At 73.1% G+C, this 15,997-nt stretch carries 18 protein-coding genes and 1 riboswitch; of the genes, 4 read left to right on the forward strand and 14 right to left on the reverse strand.

Annotated features, from left to right (window positions below):
* Positions 1–46: 46 nt before the first annotated feature.
* The 5 genes from OG867_RS28565 to bioB all read right to left on the reverse strand — a co-directional run bounded on the left by OG867_RS28565 (position 47) and on the right by bioB (position 5,270).
* The gene (locus tag OG867_RS28565; RefSeq protein ID WP_406289669.1) at positions 47–487 is read right to left on the reverse strand and encodes a GNAT family N-acetyltransferase; all 441 of its coding nucleotides are present in this window, start codon (positions 485–487) and stop codon (positions 47–49) included.
* A 64-nt stretch (positions 488–551) separates the two neighbouring features.
* On the reverse strand, positions 552–1,835 hold the full coding sequence (locus tag OG867_RS28570) for a cytochrome P450 (RefSeq protein ID WP_328899076.1): 1,284 nt from the start codon (positions 1,833–1,835) through the stop codon (positions 552–554).
* 221 nt (positions 1,836–2,056) lie between these two features.
* Complete coding sequence (gene bioD, locus OG867_RS28575) at positions 2,057–2,746, reverse strand: dethiobiotin synthase (RefSeq protein WP_406289672.1); 690 nt, start codon at positions 2,744–2,746, stop codon at positions 2,057–2,059.
* A gap of 3 nt (positions 2,747–2,749) precedes the next feature.
* The gene (locus OG867_RS28580; RefSeq protein WP_406289674.1) at positions 2,750–4,054 is read right to left on the reverse strand and encodes an adenosylmethionine--8-amino-7-oxononanoate transaminase; all 1,305 of its coding nucleotides are present in this window, start codon (positions 4,052–4,054) and stop codon (positions 2,750–2,752) included.
* Entirely contained in the window at positions 4,047–5,270 is a 1,224-nt protein-coding gene (gene bioB / locus OG867_RS28585) for a biotin synthase BioB (protein ID WP_406289676.1), read from the reverse strand. Before bioB ends, OG867_RS28580 begins: the two co-directional genes overlap by 8 nt.
* A gap of 142 nt (positions 5,271–5,412) precedes the next feature.
* Between bioB and OG867_RS28590 the strand changes: the two genes are divergently transcribed.
* Positions 5,413–6,555, forward strand: a complete 1,143-nt coding sequence (locus tag OG867_RS28590; protein WP_406289679.1) for an 8-amino-7-oxononanoate synthase — start codon at positions 5,413–5,415, stop codon at positions 6,553–6,555.
* A 15-nt stretch (positions 6,556–6,570) separates the two neighbouring features.
* Here the strand turns inward: OG867_RS28590 and OG867_RS28595 are convergent, their stop codons facing one another.
* Together OG867_RS28595 and OG867_RS28600 are read right to left on the reverse strand one after the other, a co-directional pair.
* Positions 6,571–6,768, reverse strand: a complete 198-nt coding sequence (locus OG867_RS28595; RefSeq protein ID WP_328899071.1) for a DUF397 domain-containing protein — start codon at positions 6,766–6,768, stop codon at positions 6,571–6,573.
* 28 nt (positions 6,769–6,796) lie between these two features.
* Positions 6,797–7,657 (reverse strand): helix-turn-helix domain-containing protein, encoded by an 861-nt coding sequence (locus OG867_RS28600; RefSeq protein ID WP_406289681.1) that lies wholly within the window; start codon positions 7,655–7,657, stop codon positions 6,797–6,799.
* Between the two features lie 204 nt (positions 7,658–7,861).
* Between OG867_RS28600 and OG867_RS28605 the strand changes: the two genes are divergently transcribed.
* A complete protein-coding gene (locus OG867_RS28605) occupies positions 7,862–8,293 on the forward strand; it encodes an ATP-binding protein (protein WP_406289684.1) in 432 nt (143 codons plus the stop codon).
* A gap of 10 nt (positions 8,294–8,303) precedes the next feature.
* On the opposite strand, the gene OG867_RS28610 is transcribed toward OG867_RS28605, so the two are convergent.
* From OG867_RS28610 to OG867_RS28620, 3 genes are all read right to left on the reverse strand, one after another.
* Positions 8,304–8,777 carry a C40 family peptidase gene (locus tag OG867_RS28610; RefSeq protein ID WP_406289686.1) on the reverse strand — a complete coding sequence of 158 codons (474 nt, stop codon included), beginning with the start codon at positions 8,775–8,777 and terminating at the stop codon, positions 8,304–8,306.
* Positions 8,778–8,780: 3 nt separating this feature from the next.
* A riboswitch (cyclic di-AMP (ydaO/yuaA leader) is annotated at positions 8,781–8,945 on the reverse strand.
* A gap of 337 nt (positions 8,946–9,282) precedes the next feature.
* Positions 9,283–9,591 (reverse strand): hypothetical protein, encoded by a 309-nt coding sequence (locus OG867_RS28615; RefSeq protein WP_328899067.1) that lies wholly within the window; start codon positions 9,589–9,591, stop codon positions 9,283–9,285.
* 7 nt (positions 9,592–9,598) lie between these two features.
* Positions 9,599–10,231 (reverse strand): ATP-dependent Clp protease proteolytic subunit, encoded by a 633-nt coding sequence (locus OG867_RS28620; protein WP_328899066.1) that lies wholly within the window; start codon positions 10,229–10,231, stop codon positions 9,599–9,601.
* A 96-nt stretch (positions 10,232–10,327) separates the two neighbouring features.
* On the opposite strand from OG867_RS28620, the gene OG867_RS28625 reads away from it, so the two are divergent.
* Complete coding sequence (locus OG867_RS28625; RefSeq protein ID WP_328899065.1) at positions 10,328–10,612, forward strand: type II toxin-antitoxin system Phd/YefM family antitoxin; 285 nt, start codon at positions 10,328–10,330, stop codon at positions 10,610–10,612.
* A gap of 59 nt (positions 10,613–10,671) precedes the next feature.
* Here the strand turns inward: OG867_RS28625 and OG867_RS28630 are convergent, their stop codons facing one another.
* Positions 10,672–11,661 carry an ABC transporter permease gene (locus tag OG867_RS28630; protein ID WP_328899064.1) on the reverse strand — a complete coding sequence of 330 codons (990 nt, stop codon included), beginning with the start codon at positions 11,659–11,661 and terminating at the stop codon, positions 10,672–10,674.
* Positions 11,662–11,787: 126 nt separating this feature from the next.
* Between OG867_RS28630 and OG867_RS28635 the strand changes: the two genes are divergently transcribed.
* Positions 11,788–12,417: a helix-turn-helix domain-containing protein gene (locus OG867_RS28635; protein WP_328899063.1), complete on the forward strand. Its 630-nt coding sequence runs from the start codon at positions 11,788–11,790 to the stop codon at positions 12,415–12,417.
* 15 nt (positions 12,418–12,432) lie between these two features.
* On the opposite strand, the gene OG867_RS28640 is transcribed toward OG867_RS28635, so the two are convergent.
* From OG867_RS28640 to OG867_RS28650, 3 genes are all read right to left on the reverse strand, one after another.
* Positions 12,433–13,482, reverse strand: coding sequence for an NAD-dependent epimerase/dehydratase family protein (locus tag OG867_RS28640; RefSeq protein ID WP_406289691.1), 1,050 nt, complete (start codon positions 13,480–13,482; stop codon positions 12,433–12,435).
* A 43-nt stretch (positions 13,483–13,525) separates the two neighbouring features.
* Positions 13,526–14,260 (reverse strand): lysophospholipid acyltransferase family protein, encoded by a 735-nt coding sequence (locus OG867_RS28645; protein WP_406289693.1) that lies wholly within the window; start codon positions 14,258–14,260, stop codon positions 13,526–13,528.
* 79 nt (positions 14,261–14,339) lie between these two features.
* Complete coding sequence (locus OG867_RS28650) at positions 14,340–15,938, reverse strand: sigma-70 family RNA polymerase sigma factor (protein WP_406289696.1); 1,599 nt, start codon at positions 15,936–15,938, stop codon at positions 14,340–14,342.
* Positions 15,939–15,997 lie beyond the last annotated feature (59 nt).

Genomic DNA, 15,997 nt, shown 5'->3' on the forward strand with positions numbered 1-15,997 from the left:
CTGCGCCCCCATAGTAAAGGATCGGCAAAGTCACGGGTGCGGCCGGTCACCTGTCCCCGGTGTCCGGCCCGAGCGGCTTCACCCACCGCCGCCAGTGGTTCTCGCGGTGGTAGCCGGCCGCCTGCCAGGTGTGGTGCGCGCGCTCGTTCTCCTCCAGGACCATGGCGTCCACCCGCCGCCCGCCCAGCTCGGCGAAGCGCTGCTCCGCCGCGTCGAGCAGGGCGCTCGCGATGCCCCGCCGGCGGTGGTCCGGGTGGACGGCCAGCCGGTAGGCCGAGCACCGCCAGCCGTCGAAGCCCGCGATCACGGTCCCCAGGAGCACGCCCTCCCGTTCCGCGAGGAGCAGCGCCCCCGGGTCGCGGTCGATGAGCCGGGCCACCCCGTCGTGATCGTCGCTGATGCTGGTGCCTTCCGCCGCCGTCCGCCAGAACCGCAGTACGGCGTCGATGTCGGAAGGGGCGGCGGGGCGTATCGGGAGATCACTCATGGGGCGAGCCAATCAGAGGACCGCTCGTCCGGGCGAGTGCTTTGCCCACCGGTACGGGGACGGCTCAGCGGAGTCGTGCGGGCAGCGACTCGACGCCGTACACGATCGACAGCTTGCGGAAGGCGAGGTCCTGCGGCGGTACGGCGAGCCGCATCGCGGGAAAGCGGCGGACCAGGGCCGGGAAGGCGGAGCGCAGTTCCATCCGGGCGAGCTCCGCGCCGATGCAGCGGTGGATGCCGTACCCGAAGGCGAGGTGGCCGGCCGGAGTGACCCGGTCCACCTCGAACCGCCCGTCGTCCGTGACGTACGCCGGGTCGCGGTTGGCGCCGCTCAGCGAGCAGAGCACCATGTCGCCGCGCGGGATCACCACCCCCGCGATCTCGATGTCCTCGCGGGCGAACCGGGGGAAGGCCATCTGCACGGCCGACAGATAGCGCAGCACCTCCTCCACGAAGGGCGCCGTCACAGCGTCGTCCGCGCGCAGCCGGTCGGCCACTTCCGGGTTGCGCAGCAGGACGAGGGCGCCGAGCGCGATCGTGCTGGCGGTCGTCTCGAAGCCCCCGGTGAGCACTCCGTCCGCCAGGCCCGCCAGTTCCTCGTCGTCCACGCTGTCCCCGTGCTCCCGCACGATCATCCCGAGCAGGCCGTCGCCCGGCGCGCGCCGCTGGTCCCGGACGACGCCCCGGAAGTAGTCGAGCGACTCGGACATGGCGCCGAACGGCGCGGTGGCCCCCTGGAACAGGTCGAAGCGGTCCATGGCGAGCTTCTGGAAGTCGTCGCGGTCCTCGTAGGGCACCCCGAGTAGTTCGCAGATGGTCAGCGAGGGCACCGGCAGCGCGAACGCGTGCACCAGATCGACCGGCCCCGGCGCGGCGGCCATCGCGTCCAGCCGCTCCGCGACGATGGCGTCGATCCTGGGCGTCAGCCGGCGCAGCCGGCGCATCGTGAACTCCGGGGTCAGGATCCGGCGCAGCCGCGTGTGCACCGGCGGATCGCTGAACCCCAGGCCGCCGGGGCTGTGCTCGGCGGCTATGCCCGCGTTGCCCGCCAGGTGCGCGAAGTCCGTGCTGAAGCCCTCGGCGGAGCCGAGCACGGCCTTGGACTCCTCGTAGCCGGTGACCACCCAGGCGTCCATCCCGAACGGCAGCGCCACCCTGGACACCGGTGCGCCCGCCCGGGTCTCGGCAAGCCGCCGGACCGGGTCGAGCCCGTCCCTGCGCAGCGGCATCAGGAGCTGTTCCGGGAGCAGTTTCATCGTGGTCGACCCGAATCCGTGCTTCTGGATCCTGGCCAGGTAGCCGCGCCCGAGCCGGGCCGTGATGCGGGAACGGAACGTCGTCGTACTCAATGTCACTCCATGAGTCGTCGCGAGAACTGGTCGGTTGGCGCGCCTGTGGCGCCAGGACGTGGCCGACCGCGGTGACTTCGGCTACCTGAGCCCTGAGCAGGAATTATGACCAGGTGTTCGACCCATGGGGGGCCGGGGTACGGAATACGTCCGAATACGCCGGTGAACGGACGCGCGGGCGACCCCGGAAGGCTCCCGGGGCCGGCGGCCGCCCGCTCGGCTCAGCCCAGCGGCCGGTCGCCACCCAGCGGTGCGGCCAGCCAATTCGCCGCCCGCGCCCGGAAGTCCGCCGGGGTGAGCGCCCCGGCGCCCTCCGGGACGACGCCCAGCAGCGGAGCACCGGCGGCCACCGGGAGGTCCGTCACATTGCAGCGCTCCGCCAGACCGGGCGCGGCCGGCATGCTGCCGATGACCACCCCCAGGCAGTCGAGCTCCCGCGCCCGCAGCGCCTCCGCCGTCAGGGCCGTGGAGTTCAGCGTGCCCAGCCCGGCCGGGGTGACCAGCAGGACCGGGGCCGCGAGCAGCCGGGCCGCGTCCGCCAGGGTCGCGCCCTCGTCATCGAACCGTACGAGCAGCCCGCCGGCGCCCTCGACCAGGACCAGGTCGTGGTCGGCGGCCAGCTTCTCGGCGGCCTCGGCGACCTCGTACGGGCGGACCGGGTCCATCCCGGCCCGGCGGGCGGCCGTCGCGGGCGCCAGCGGCTCGGGGAAGCGAGCGAGCTCGACCGCCGTGACGTGGGCGCCCGCCAGCCGCGCCACCTCGGCCACGTCGCCGGGTTCGCCCGGCTCCAGGCCGGTCTGAGCCGGTTTGAGGACGGCGACGCGGCGGTGCGCGGCGGCCGCCGCCACGGCCGCCGTCACGATCGTCTTGCCGATCTCCGTACCGGTACCGGTCACCACCAGAACGCTCATGCCTCAGCCTTCCCGCGCCGCCGCGCACACCGCGCGGCAGATGCGTGCCACATCGTCGTCACCCGTCACATACGGCGGCATGGTGTAGACGAGGTCCCGGAACGGCCGCAGCCACACCCCCTCGCGCACCGCGGCCGCGGTCGCCGCCGCCATGTCCACCTCGTGGTCCAGCTGGACGACCCCGATGGCGCCGAGCACCCGCACGTCGCGGACCCCGGGCAGCTCCCGCGCCGCCGCCAGACCCTCGTTCAGCCCGGCCTCGATCCGCTTGACCTCCTGCTGCCAGTCCTGGCCGAGCAGCAGGTCGATGGAGGCGCAGGCCACCGAAGCGGCCAGCGGGTTGCCCATGAACGTCGGTCCGTGGGCGAGCACCGGAACCTCGCCGCGCGAGATGCCGTCGGCCACCTCGCTCGTGCACAGCGTCGCCGCCATCGTCAGATAGCCGCCGGTCAGCGCCTTGCCCACGCACATCACATCGGGGGAGACCCCCGCGTGCCCGGCCGCGAACAGCTTCCCCGTACGGCCGAAGCCCGTCGCGATCTCATCGAACACGAGCAGCACGCCGTACGCGTCGCACGCCTCGCGCAACACCCGCAGATAATCGGGGGAGTGGAAGCGCATGCCGCCCGCCCCCTGGACCACCGGCTCCACGATCACGGCCGCCAGTTCGTCCGCGTGTCGCTCGATCAGCTCGCGCAGGTGCGCCGCGTACGCCGGGTCGGGCTCGGCGTCGTAACCGGCGGGCGGCTCATCGGCGAAGACCTGGCGGGGCAGGGCGCCGGACCACAGCTCGTGCATCCCGCCCTCGGGGTCGCACACCGACATCGGCTGCCAGGTGTCCCCGTGGTAGCCGCCGCGCCAGGTCAGCAGCCGCTTCTTGGCCGGCCGCCCGGCCGACCGCCAGTACTGGAGGCACATCTTCACGGCGACCTCGACCGACACGGAGCCCGAGTCGGCGAGGAAGACGTGGCGCAGCGGTTCCGGGGTGATCTCCACCAGCCGGGCCGCCAGCCGGACGGCGGGCTCGTGCGTGAGCCCGCCGAACATCACATGGCTCATCCGGTCCAGTTGGCCGCGCGCCGCCTCGTTCAGCACGGGGTGGTTGTAGCCGTGCACGGCCGACCACCACGAGGACATCCCGTCGACCAACTCATGCTGCCCGTGGGCGGGTTCGGCGAGCCGCAGCCGGACCCCGGACGCGGACTCCACGACCAGCGGGTCCTGCCGGCCCGGCATGGGGCCGTACGGATGCCAGACGTGCGCCCGGTCCAGGTCCCGGAGCACGGCGGGGGAGAGCGGCTCAGGCATTGGGAGCGAGGTCCGTGCCCGCGCCGCGGCGGCGGACCGCCACCAGATCCGTCCGGGCACCCGGGGTTTCCGGCACCTCGGCGGCGGGTACGGCCTCCGCCTCCGCGCCTTCTCCGCACGGCCCGCAACCGCTGCCCGCGTGCGCACCGCAGCCCTCGTCCTCCGGGGCACAACCGCCGTCCCCGGGCGAGCCGCAGCCCGCCGCCGCGTCCGCGCGGTGCCGGGGGAGCGTCGTCGTACCCGCCCCCTCCACCTCGAAACCGGCGTCCGCGATCATGTCCAGATCCGCCTGGCCCGCCTGGCCCTCACTGGTCAGGTAGTCGCCCAGGAAGATGGAGTTGACCAGGTTGAGGGCGAGCGGCTGCATCGAGCGCAGATGGACCTCGCGCCCGCCCGCGAGCCGCACCTCCACGTCCGGGCAGACGAACCGCACCATCGCCAGGATGCGCAGACACCGCTGCGGCGTCAGGTTCCACTCCTTGGCGAGCGGGGTCCCCTCGAACGGGATCAGGAAGTTGACCGGCACCGAGTCCGGGTCCAGCTCGCGCAGCGAGAAGACCACGTCGACCAGATCGGCGTCGCTCTCGCCCATGCCCGCGATCAGCCCCGAGCACGCGGAGAGCCCGGCGGCCTGCGCCTGCTGCACCGTGTCCACGCGGTCGGCGTAGGTGTGGGTGGTCGTGATCTCCCCGTACGTCTCCTCGGACGTGTTGAGGTTGTGGTTGTACGCGTCGGCGCCCGCCGAACGCAGCCGGTCGGCCTGGCCCTCGGAGAGCAGACCGAGGCAGGCGCACACCTCGACGCCCTCGTGCCGCTCCTTGATGGCCTCGATGGTCTGCGAGACCCGGTCCACGTCCCGGTCCGTCGGGCCCCGGCCGCTGGCCACCAGGCAGACGCGTTTGGCGCCGCCGGCCACCCCGGCCGCCGCCGCCTTCGACGCCTCATCCGGCTTCAGCCAGGTGTACTTGAGGATCTCCGCCTTGGAGCCGAGCCGCTGCGAACAGTACGAGCAGTCCTCGGGGCAGAGCCCGGACTTCAGATTGACCAGATAGTTCAGTTTCACCCGCCGCCCGAACCACTGACGGCGCACCTTGCCGGCCGCGGCCACCACGTCGAGCAGTTGGTCGTCCGGGGTCGCCAGTACGGCGAGCGCTTCTTCACGGGTCGGCAGCTCGCGCCGCAGCCCCTTGTCCACCAGCGTGTTCAGGAGGTCCATGGCGATGATCCTGACGCACCGCACCGCCCGGAGCCAAGGAGGAACCGGACAACAGAGCTCGCACGGGGTGTGTGCATGGCCACACCCTGTCTCGGCATGAGCCCGGTTAGGGTCTGTGAGCTGCCTACAAAAGGGACCGCCCATGCCCGCCACCCCGTTCGACTGGATCGAGGACGAGGCGCGCCGGCGCGCGGACGCGGGGCTGGTCCGCCGGCTGCGGCCCCGCGAGGCCGAGGCGGAGCTCCTGGACCTCGCGAGCAACGACTACCTCGGGCTCACCCGGCACCCGGAGGTGACCTCCGCGGCGGCGGACGCGGCGCGCCGCTGGGGCGGCGGGGCGACCGGCTCCCGGCTGGTCACCGGCTCGACCGCGCTCCACGCCGAGCTGGAACGCGAACTCGCCGCGTTCTGCGGCTTCGAGGCCGCGCTCGTCCTCTCCTCCGGTTACGCCGCCAACCTCGCGGCCCTCACCGCGCTCACCGGACGCGGCGCCCTCATCGCTTCGGACGCGGGCAACCACGCCTCCATCGTGGACGGCTGCCGGCTCTCCCGGGCCGAGACCGCGGTCGTCCCGCACGCCGACCCGGAGGCCGTCCGCAAGACGCTGCGCGGGCACGGGGGCCGGAAGCTGGCCGTCACCGACTCGGTGTTCTCCGTGGACGGCGACGCCGCGCCGCTGGCCGCACTGGCCGCCGTCTGCCGGGCGGAGGGCGCCGCGCTCCTGGTGGACGACGCGCACGGGCTCGGGGTGCTCGGCGCGGGCGGACGGGGCGCGCTCGACGCGACGGGGCTCGCGGGCGACGCGGACGTCGTCGCCACGCTCACCCTGTCCAAGTCCCTGGGCAGCCAGGGTGGCGCGGTCCTCGGGCCGGCCCGGGTCATCGACCACCTGGTCAACACCGCGCGGACGTTCATCTTCGACACCGGCCTCGCCCCGGCCGCCGTCGGCGCCGCCCTGGGCGGACTGCGGCTGCTGCGCCGCGAACCGGAGCGCGCGCTCCGGGCCCGTACGGTCGCCACCGCGCTGTACGAGGGGCTGACGGCGGCCGGGCTGACCGCGGTGCGGCCCGACGCGGCGGTCGTCTCGGTCCGGGCGCCCTCGGCCGACGCCGCCGTGCGCTGGGCCGCCGACTGCCGGACGGCCGGGATGGCGGTGGGCTGCTTCCGGCCGCCGTCCGTGCCCGACGGCGTCTCACGGCTCCGGTTGACCGCCCGCGCGGACCTGACGGACGCACAGATCGCGCGGGCGGTGGAGACGGTGCGGCGGACCGCACCTCAGAGCTGAGGCAACTGGTCCGCCTCAGCCTTTCAGGCGGGAGACGAAGGACGTCCAGGCCGTCGGGGAGAACTCCAGGTGCGTGCGGTCCACGTCCTTCGAGTCGCGGACGGCCAGCAGCCGCCCGCTTCCGGACGGCGCGGTCTCCACGCAGTTGTTCATCCCCGTGCTGTAGCTGCTGCTTCGCCAGCGCGGCGCGGGCCGGGCGAGGTGATCGGACATGACGCTTCCTCCGGGCGGTGGGGGGGGGTCACCGGTCGCCGCGGTCGATCGCGGCGATCAGGTCCAGCGTGTGCTCCGGCGACAGCGCGTGCGTCTGAAGGGTCTCGAAGGCCGAGCTGTACGCCGCAAGGTCTTCTTTCCGTTCCAGATAGAGGCTACTCGTCAAGTGGTCAAGAACGACCACGTCAAGGTCGGAAGCGGTCGGAAAAGAGAAGATAACGAAAGGGCTGGTGAGGCTGACATAGCCGCCGACCGAGAACGGAAGTAACTGGAGTTGCACATGGGGAAGTTGTGCCACCCGGGCGAGATGGCGCAGCTGCTCCCGCATCACCCGCCGGCCGCCGACCTCCCGGCGCAGCACCGCCTCGTCCAGGACCGCGCTCAGCCGCAGCGGCGGATCGCTCCGCAGCACCCCCTGCCGGGTCAGCCGCACCTCCACCAGCGAGTCCAGCTGACCGGACGGCAGCCCGTCCAGGGACGCCCGGGTCACCGCGCGGGCGTAGTCGGCCGTCTGCAACAGGCCCGGCACCACCGTGGTCTCCAGCGTGCGGGCGGTGCGCGCCTGCGACTCCAGGCTGATGAAGTCGCGGTACTGCGGGGGGATGAGCCCCCGGTAGGCGTGCCACCAGCCGGCACCGCCCCCGCCCGCCGAACCGGCGAGCGCGCCCAGGACCTCGCGGAGCTTCGGATCGTCCATGCCGTACGCGTCGAGGAGCCGGCTCACGTCGTCCGGCCGCACCCCGCTGACACCTGTCTCGATCCTGCTCACCTTCGACTGGTGCCAGCCGAGCAGCGCCGCCGCCTCCCGGCTCGTGAGACCTGACGCTTGGCGCAGGCTCCGCAGCTCCTCTCCCAGCTTGCGGCGCCGCACCGCAGGGCCGTGCTGCATCCGATGTCTCCCTCCGCTGTCCGACGAGCAGACAGTGTGGCGCCGGAGCGGGCCCGCGTGGGGAGAGTTCACCGGTTTGAGCGACAGATATATGCATATCTTGGTGGATCGCCGCCACGGAGGGCGGCATCGGTGGCACTCTGGCGCGAAGCACAACCGGACCGCTCGGCGGGCCGGTATCGGGTGGGAAAGGGACGGCTCGCCATGGCAGACCATCAGGAAGCACGTGTCACCCTGCCGAGCGAGCCGGTCTCGGTCTCCGCGGCCCGCGGATTCGTCGCCCGGGTGCTGACGGAGTGGGGCCTGCCCGAGGAGGCGGAGGCCGCCGACACCGTCCGCCTCATCATCTCGGAGCTGGCCACCAACGCCGTCCTGCACACCTTCGGGCAGTCACCCACTTTCACCGTCGACCTGCGTCTTGAGCGGGACGAGGAACTGCGCCTCGGTGTGACGGACAGCCACCCCCGCCGGCCCCAGCGGCTGCCCGCCGCCGTCCAGCAGGACAACGGACGCGGCATGGTCATCATCCGCTCACTGGCCAAGGAGTACGGCGGCCGGCTGGCCGTCACACCCACCGCCGACGGCGGCAAGACCGTCTGGGTGGCGCTCCCGTGGCAGGTCCCCGTCCAGCCCTGAGGCGGCCGGATCAGGCGACCCGGCCGTAGGAGACGCTCCTGGTCCAGATCTTCTCCAGGCGGACCACGGCCCCGGTCTTCGGCGAGTGCCAGATCTTCCCGCTGCCGGCGTAGATGCCCACGTGGTAGACGCTGCGCCCCGAATGGAAGAAGACCAGGTCACCTCGTTGGCGCCGGGACGCCGAGATGTGCCTGGTCCTGTTGTACTGCTGCTGGGCCGTACGGGGGAGTCTCTTGCCGGCCTTCTTGAACGAGTAGAGCGTCAGCCCCGAACAGTCGAAGCTGCCGGGCCCGGTGGCGCCCCAGCGGTAGGGCGCCCCCTTCTTCGACGCGGCGATCTTCAGGGCTTTCACCGCGTGGCCGGCCGCCTGCGCCTCGGGCGCGGCTCCTGGGACGCACAGCGTGCCGCCGACGGCGGCGAGCGTCATGACCGAGGCCGTGGTGGCCCGGGCGAGCAGAGACGGGACATGAACCTGCGCACTCATGCGCAACCCTTCGTCAGCCGCCTGTGAAGGATGACCTGTCGGGTTCGGGCTGGCGAAGTTGCCCGGCCGCGCGAGGCGGCTTCACCCCGAGGGACAACCGGAGATCCGGCGGTCCCGTAGTGCTCGGGTCCTCCACTCCTGCCGATGCACTCCTGTCGACCAGTCATCCGGGCGGCGGCAGGACTCGGCGTCCGCCCGGACCGCCCCGCCGCGGTGGCGGGGGCTTGTCGTCCCAGGGATCTTGACTCACCTCGTGCCGGATTTCCGAGCCGGAACAGCCATCGGTGAAGACCGTCGCGGATGGCCCGTTCAGGTGGGCGGAAACCCGGACGGCGGTCCGCCGGCCGCACGCGGCCACGGCCGTACCAGCGGTGTCGCGAAGGAACGCGCCCCACGCGCATCAGGAAAAGGCAAATCGGACCGTCGCTCGTGAGAGGGAACGCCTACGCCGAACGAGCGAGGAAATCCCGCGCGCCCGCCGGGCGTGTCGGTGACCTGAGGGGCCTCAGTCCGTCGGGGCGGGCGGCAGGGCGACCCGCGCCGCCCGCCGCTCGCCGTCCAGCTCCCGCAGCGCGCGGGTCAACGTGGTGCTGTGGATGCGGGTTTCGCCGCGCCGGTGCATCAGCGCGAGCGCGTCCCGCAGGGCCGCCGCGTGCGAGGCGAGCGCCTGGGCGGCGCGCAGGGCCGCGTAGGTGTCGTCACCGTGCGCCGGGTTGATCCGGCCCACCTGGTCGACCACACGCAGATAGCGGTCGATGAACTCGGACTCGGCCCGGGTCAGAGCGGGCAGCGGCGAGAACTCGGGTGGCTGCATCCCCGGTTCACCACCCGGAGCGCGGCGGCACCGGGACCCGGTTCCGCACGATGTGGTCGACCAGCCCGTACGCCAGGGCGCCCTCCGCGTCGAGGACGAGGTCGCGCTCGGTGTCCTCGGTGACCTGCTCGACTGAGCGCCCCGTGTGCCGGGCCAGCATGCCGGTCATCGTGGCGCGCATACGGGCCAGTTCCCGCGCCTCGATCTCCAGGTCGGACGGCTGCCCCTGAAGCGGCTCGTCCAGCGCGGGCTGGCTGACGACCACCTTGGCGCCGGGCAGCATGTGCCGCCGGCCCGGGGCGCCCGCGGCGAGCAGCACCGCCGCCCCGGCCCCCGCCCGGCCCAGGCAGAAGGTCTCCACCTCGCAGCCGAGGAAGTGCATCGTGTCGTACAGGGTTGTCATCGCGCCGTACGAGCCGCCCGGCGAGTTGATGTACAGCGAGACGGGCCGGTCCGGCGCGTCGTGCTCCAGGTACATCAACTGGGCCACCAGGTCGTTGGCGGCCGTCTCGTCGAGAGCCGTACCGAGGAAGACGATGCGGTCGGCCAGCAGCTTGGAGTACGGGTCGAGAGTCCGGGACCCCTGGGAGGTGCGCTCGGTGAACTCGGGCAGGACGTGGCGGGCGACGGGACGGTACACGGCTGTGCCTCTCCTCCGGTCGCGCGGGCACAGCGGGGCGCCCGCGCACGCTTCCGTAAAAAATGTACAGGACGTACAGAAGGTTATGATGGGAGCATGGCCTACGAGATTCCGGTGACGCAAGCCCGGGCTGAACTCGCCGAACTGATCAACCGCGTCGTCTACGGCGGCGAGCGCGTGGTCGTCACGCGGCACGGAAAGCCGCTCGTCGCCCTCGTATCGGCCGCTGACCTCGAACGACTCGAGAAGGAGGAGGCGGCGGAGCAGGAGCACGTGATCAGCTCGGTCTCCTCGATCGGCTCCGCCCCGTCCGCTCCCGGCGAACGGCGGCGCTTCGGCATCGCGGCGGAGCACCGCGGCCACCACGGCCGGGACGACTGACCCCCGTACACGGCGAAGCGCCCCCGTCCGGCCGGACGGGGGCGCAGTTCCGGGCGTGGTCAGCCCGCCAGTGCGGGCTCCCGCGCCGAGGCCGGGGCCGTCGTGTCGGCCGCCGTCCTGCGGCGCCCGCCGACGAGCACCGCGCCCAGTCCCAGCACCGCCCACACGCCGAGCGTCAGGGCGGGGACGGCCGCCGCCGCGCCGTCGAAGAACGCCACCGAGCGCAGCGCGGACCCCGCTGCCCCGGGCGGCAGCAGCTGACCGATCACGGCGATCGGGCGGGGGAGCAGTTCGGGCGCGCTGGTCACTCCGGAGAAGGGATTGCCCAGCAGCACCATGAGCAGGGCGCCGATCCCGATGCCCGGAGTCCCGATCAGGGCGGCGAAGCCCGCGACCGGCGCGCCGATGGCGAGCACGGTCAGGGCGATGGTCCCGGCCTCGCTCCACCAGTCGCCGGTGAGGGCGCCGAGCCAGCTGTCCGTCACGGCGGTGGCCAGGAGCCCCACCACGACGGCCACGCCGAGCAGGGCGATTGCGGCCCGCGCCCCGCGCAGCCTCAGCACGGTCACGGCCGCGCCGGCGGCGACCCCCGCGATGGCCAGCGGCAGGATGCTCGAACCGAGTACGGCTCCCCGCGGGTCGGCGGCGGGCGCGGCCACCACGTCGGTGACCGGTACGGCCGTGCCGGCCGGTGCCCCGGCGGTCACCGCCTCGCGCAGCAACTGGGCGACCACCGTGCTGCCCGCGCTCGCCGTCAGCAGCTCGGGGCCCTTGGCGGTCACGACGACCGCGCCGTAGACGGTCCGGTCCTCGATCGCGTCCCGGGCAGCGGCCTCGGAGTCGTAGCGGTGCACGTCGAAGGCCCCGTCGCGCTCCTCGAACCGCTGCTGGAGCTGGTCGGCGGCCGGTGCGGTACCGGCGATCCCCACCGGCAGGTCGCGCGGTGCGGTCCGGGCGGCGGGCCAGGCGAAGGCCCATAGGGCGAGGGTCACCACCAGCGGAACCAGCAGGACCACCACCAGCAGGCGGCGGTTCGGGGTGAGGGACATGGGAAGGGCCTCGATTCGGGGAGAACGAACCTCAAAGAGAAGGATCGTTCGTTTTATATGACGCGGCCACTGTCCCCCTCGCGGTCGGCGCTTGTCAAGAATGAATGTTCGTTTTAGGTTGGCCGCATGGCCCGTGTATCCCAGGCGCACCTCGACGCCCGCCGCAGACAGATCCTGGACGGCGCCGCGCGCTGCTTCGCCCGTGACGGCTTCCACGGCACGTCGATGCAGGACGTGCTGAAGGAGGCCGGTCTGTCGGCGGGGGCGGTCTACCGCTACTTCAGCGGCAAGGAGGACCTGATCGCGGCCATCGCGACCGAGGCCGTGAACGGAGTGCGCCGGGCCTTCGAAGGGGCGGCCCGGGACACCCCCGTCCCCAGCCCGGACGTCCTGATCGGCCGGGTGTCGCGGAGCCTGTTCGCGGACGGCCTCGAATCGGGGCGGGGGCTCGAACCCCGGGCGTACGCGGGGCTGATCGTCCAGGTGTGGTCCGAGACCCTGCGCAGTGAGCGGCTGGCGGCCACCCTCGCCGAGGCGTTCGAAGGGCTGCGCCGCGCCTGGACCGAGCTGGTCGGGCTGTACCGGGAGGCGGGGGTGCTCCGGGCGGACGTGCCGGACGAGCACGTCGCCCGGGCCCTCGTCGCGACCGCCCAGGGGTTCATCGCCCAGCTCGCCATGTTCGGCGACACCAGCCCGGAGGTCCTGCAGAACGGGCTGCGCGGGCTGATGTCGATGGACGTGACACGGACGGGCTGAGACGCCCGCCCCGGCTCACCCCTTCCGGTCGTGCTCCGCCAGCCAGGCGTCCTCCGCCGCGTAGTCGAACAGGCTCGTGCCGTACGACCGCAGCATGGCCGGGTACGCGTCCCGCCAGTCCCGTCCGGCCAGCTGCCCGGCGATCCACTCGACGGTCTCCGGCAGCGACTCGGCGTATCCCGTCACCGGCCGGTAGCCGAGTTCCCGCTCGGCCGCCGACATGTCGAAGACGAGGGAGTGCGGCGCGCTCCAGGGCGTCGAGCCCACGCCCTCCGGGGACGGGTCGCCGGGCATCAGCACCGTCTCCGTGCTCAGGCCCAGCACCGCGTCCACCGCCTCGCCGATCTCCGCGACCGTCGGCGCCTGCGGATCGGCGGCGTTCAGCGCCCGCGACCCGGGCCGGGCGGCGGCCAGCCGGATCAGCTCCGCCACGTTCGCCGAGTGGACCGGGTGGAAGCGGGACGCCCCGCCGTACGCCAGCACGCGCCGGGTGCGGCCGTCCAGCGCCCGCTTGACGAAGTACAGCTCACGCGGCGAGCGGCAGTGCGGCCCGTGCACCGCGCCCGCCCGCAGCAGTGTGGCGGGCAGCGCGTCGCCCGCCGCGAGGAGATCGTGCTCCAGCCCGCTCTTGCGCGTCGCGTACGTGGCCTCGCCCGGCGCGATGGTGGGCAGCGACTCCGTGATCGGCACCGGATAGCGGGGCGCACCGTCCGGTTCGCCCTGTGTGTCGAAACCGCGGCCGTGCCCGTCCTCGTACACCACACAGGTGGAGATCACCACCGCGGAACCGATCCGGCCCGCGAGCCCGGTCAGCTGCGCGGCGTGCTGCGGCCCGTACGCCACCATGTCGACCAGCACGTCGCAGCCCGGCCCGAGCGCCGCCGCGAGCGCGCCCTCCTCGTCGCGGTCGAGGGCGACCGTCCTGACCCCGTCGTCCCACCTCTCGTCACGGCCTCCGCCGCGCGAGGCCGCCGTCACCTCCCAGCCGTCCTCCGACAGCGCGCGCACGGCGGCCCGCCCTATCTGTCCCGTCGCTCCCAGTACCCATGCGCGTCCCTTGCTCATGGCCCGAACGCTAAGCCCGACCCACGCCCCTGACCAGCGTCGTTCACTGTTCGCGAATCCGCTGTCGGCGTCGCCGTTTCGGGAACCGGCCCGGCTGCTTCTCCCCGGTCGCCTGCTTGACCTTCACCGCGTACTCGTCCACGTACTCCTGACCGGAGAGCCGCAGGATCGCGTACATGATCTCGTCGGTCACCGCCCGGATGGCCGCCTTCTCGTCCTCCAGGCCCGCGTAGCGCGAGAAGTCCAGCGGTTCGCCGAAGCGGATGGTCACCGGCTTGAGGCGGGGGAGCCGGCGGCCGGGCGGCTGGATCTCGAAGGTGCCGACCATGGCGCACGGCACCACCGGCACCCGCGCCCGGATGGCCATGACCGCCACCCCGACCTTGCCCTTGTAGAGGCGTCCGTCGTGCGAGCGGGTGCCCTCCGGGTAGATGCCCAGCAGCTCGCCCCGCTCCAGCACCCCGATGCCCTCGCGGATCGCGGCCTGCCCGGCCTTCTTGCCCGAGCGGTCCACCGGGATCTGGCCCGCGCTGCGGAAGAAGGCGGCCGTCAGCCGGCCCTTCACGCCCGGGCCCGTGAAATACTCCGCCTTCGCCAGGAAGGTGATCCGCCGCTTGAGGATCGCGGGCATCAGGAAGTGGTCGGAGAACGACAGGTGGTTGCCCGCGACGATCGCGGCGCCGTCGTCCGGAACGTGCTCCGCGCCCTCGATGACCGGCCGGAACAGCAGCCGCAGCACCGGGCCGAGAACGACGTACTTGAGGACGTAGTAGAACACGGTCGCTCCCCGGTCCGGCGGCATCAGCGGGTCGATGATGGAGACGTATACCCCGCGCCCGCCGGGCGACGCCGCGGCCTCACATCTCCGCGCCGAAGTCCTGGGTCCAGACGATGCCGCCGGGGCTGTCCTGGACGCCCACGCCCAGCTCCTTGAACGAGCAGTTCAGTATGTTCGCCCGGTGGCCCGGGCTGTTCATCCAGGAGTTCATCACGTCCGCCGGCGTCCGCTGCCCCTTCGCGATGTTCTCCCCGTACGTACTCCACCGGTAGCCGGCCGCCGTGATCCGCTCGCCGGGGCCCGAGCCGTCCTGCGAGGTGTGCGAGAAGTAGTCGTGCGCGGCCATGTCCTCGGAGTGCCGCTGCGCGGCGGTCGTCAGCTCGTCGTCGCCGGTCACCGGCGAGCAGCCCTCCTTCGCCCGCTCGGTGTTGACCAGGGCCAGGACCTGTTCCGCGTCCGACAGCGGGCTCGGCGCGGGCCGGTCCGGGGCCGGCCGGGTCGCGGAGGGGGACTTCGTCGCCGGGGGACGTGTGGTCGCGGGCGGCGTCTTCTTCGGCTTGGCCCGGTCCTTCTTCTTCGTGGCGCTCGGGCTCGGGCTCCCGGCGGAGTGCGAGGGCGAGGCGGACGGCGTCGCGGGAGCGGACGCCTCGGCCGAAGCGGCCGCGGTGACGGAGCCGTCGGCCTCGGGGGCGGTCGCGACGGAGACCTCGTCGCCGCCGTCGTCATCCGTGGACAGATGGACGGCGGCGCCCCCGGCCCCCAGCACGCCCACCGCGAGGACGGACGCCACCACGGCGTTGCGCCGGCGGCGGCGCGCCTGGTTCCGCCGCAGCGCCGCCCGGCCCGGCCGTGCGGGCGCGTCGAGGGGCGTGCCGGCCGCGACCTCGGTCAGCCGGGGGGCCCGGCCCGCCCCGGCCACCGCGAGCGGGACCAGCGCGAGGCCCACGAGCAGGCCCTCGGCCGGCACCAGGCCCGAGCCGAAGCCCGAGCAGACCGTGCAGCCGCGCGCGTGCCGTGCGATGCGCTTGCGCCACAGCGGCGAGGGCGCCCCGTCCCAGCCGATGAGGATGTCGTCCAGCAGGATGCACCGGGGCTGCGCGGCCAGCGCGCCCACCACCACACGGGCGGTGTCCAGCTGCGCCTTCATCCGCTGCACGCGTACGGCGGTGTGCTCGGGCGACAGGCTCATCGCGGCGGCCACCTCGGCCCGGGTCAGCTGCCCCGCCGCCTCCAGCCACCACAGCGAGAGCAGCGCCCGGTCGTCCTCGTCCACCCACCGGGTCGCCTCGGCGACCTGGCGGCGCTGCCCGGACAGGCCGAGCCGCAGGATCGTCACGTCCACGAAGTCCGCCGTCGGATCGACCCGGTCGTGGCCGGTGGCCAGGGGCTCCACGGGGATCGCGGCGGACTGCCGGTCCCGCCAGTGCCCGCGTATCTCGTTCATCGCGATGGCCACCAGCCAGGAGCGGAAGCTCTCCGGATTCCGCAGGCCGGGCAGGGCGCGGAGCATGCGCAGGACCGTCTCCTGCACGACGTCGTCCACGTCCGCGTGGCCGTTCAGCGCGCGTCCGACGATGTTGTAGAGCAGCGGAAGACAGGACGCGACGAGTCGGTCCTTGGCGTCGGCGTCACCGGCTCGTGCCGCCTTGATCAACGCCCGTTCGCGGTCCTGGCCCATGCTGTGCTCACTCTTCCGGAGTCCTGTTCTGGCTTCACGCACACCTGGGAGATGCGGCC

The sequence above is a fragment of the Streptomyces sp. NBC_00209 genome, assembly GCF_045206345.1.
GTDB lineage: Bacteria > Actinomycetota > Actinomycetes > Streptomycetales > Streptomycetaceae > Streptomyces.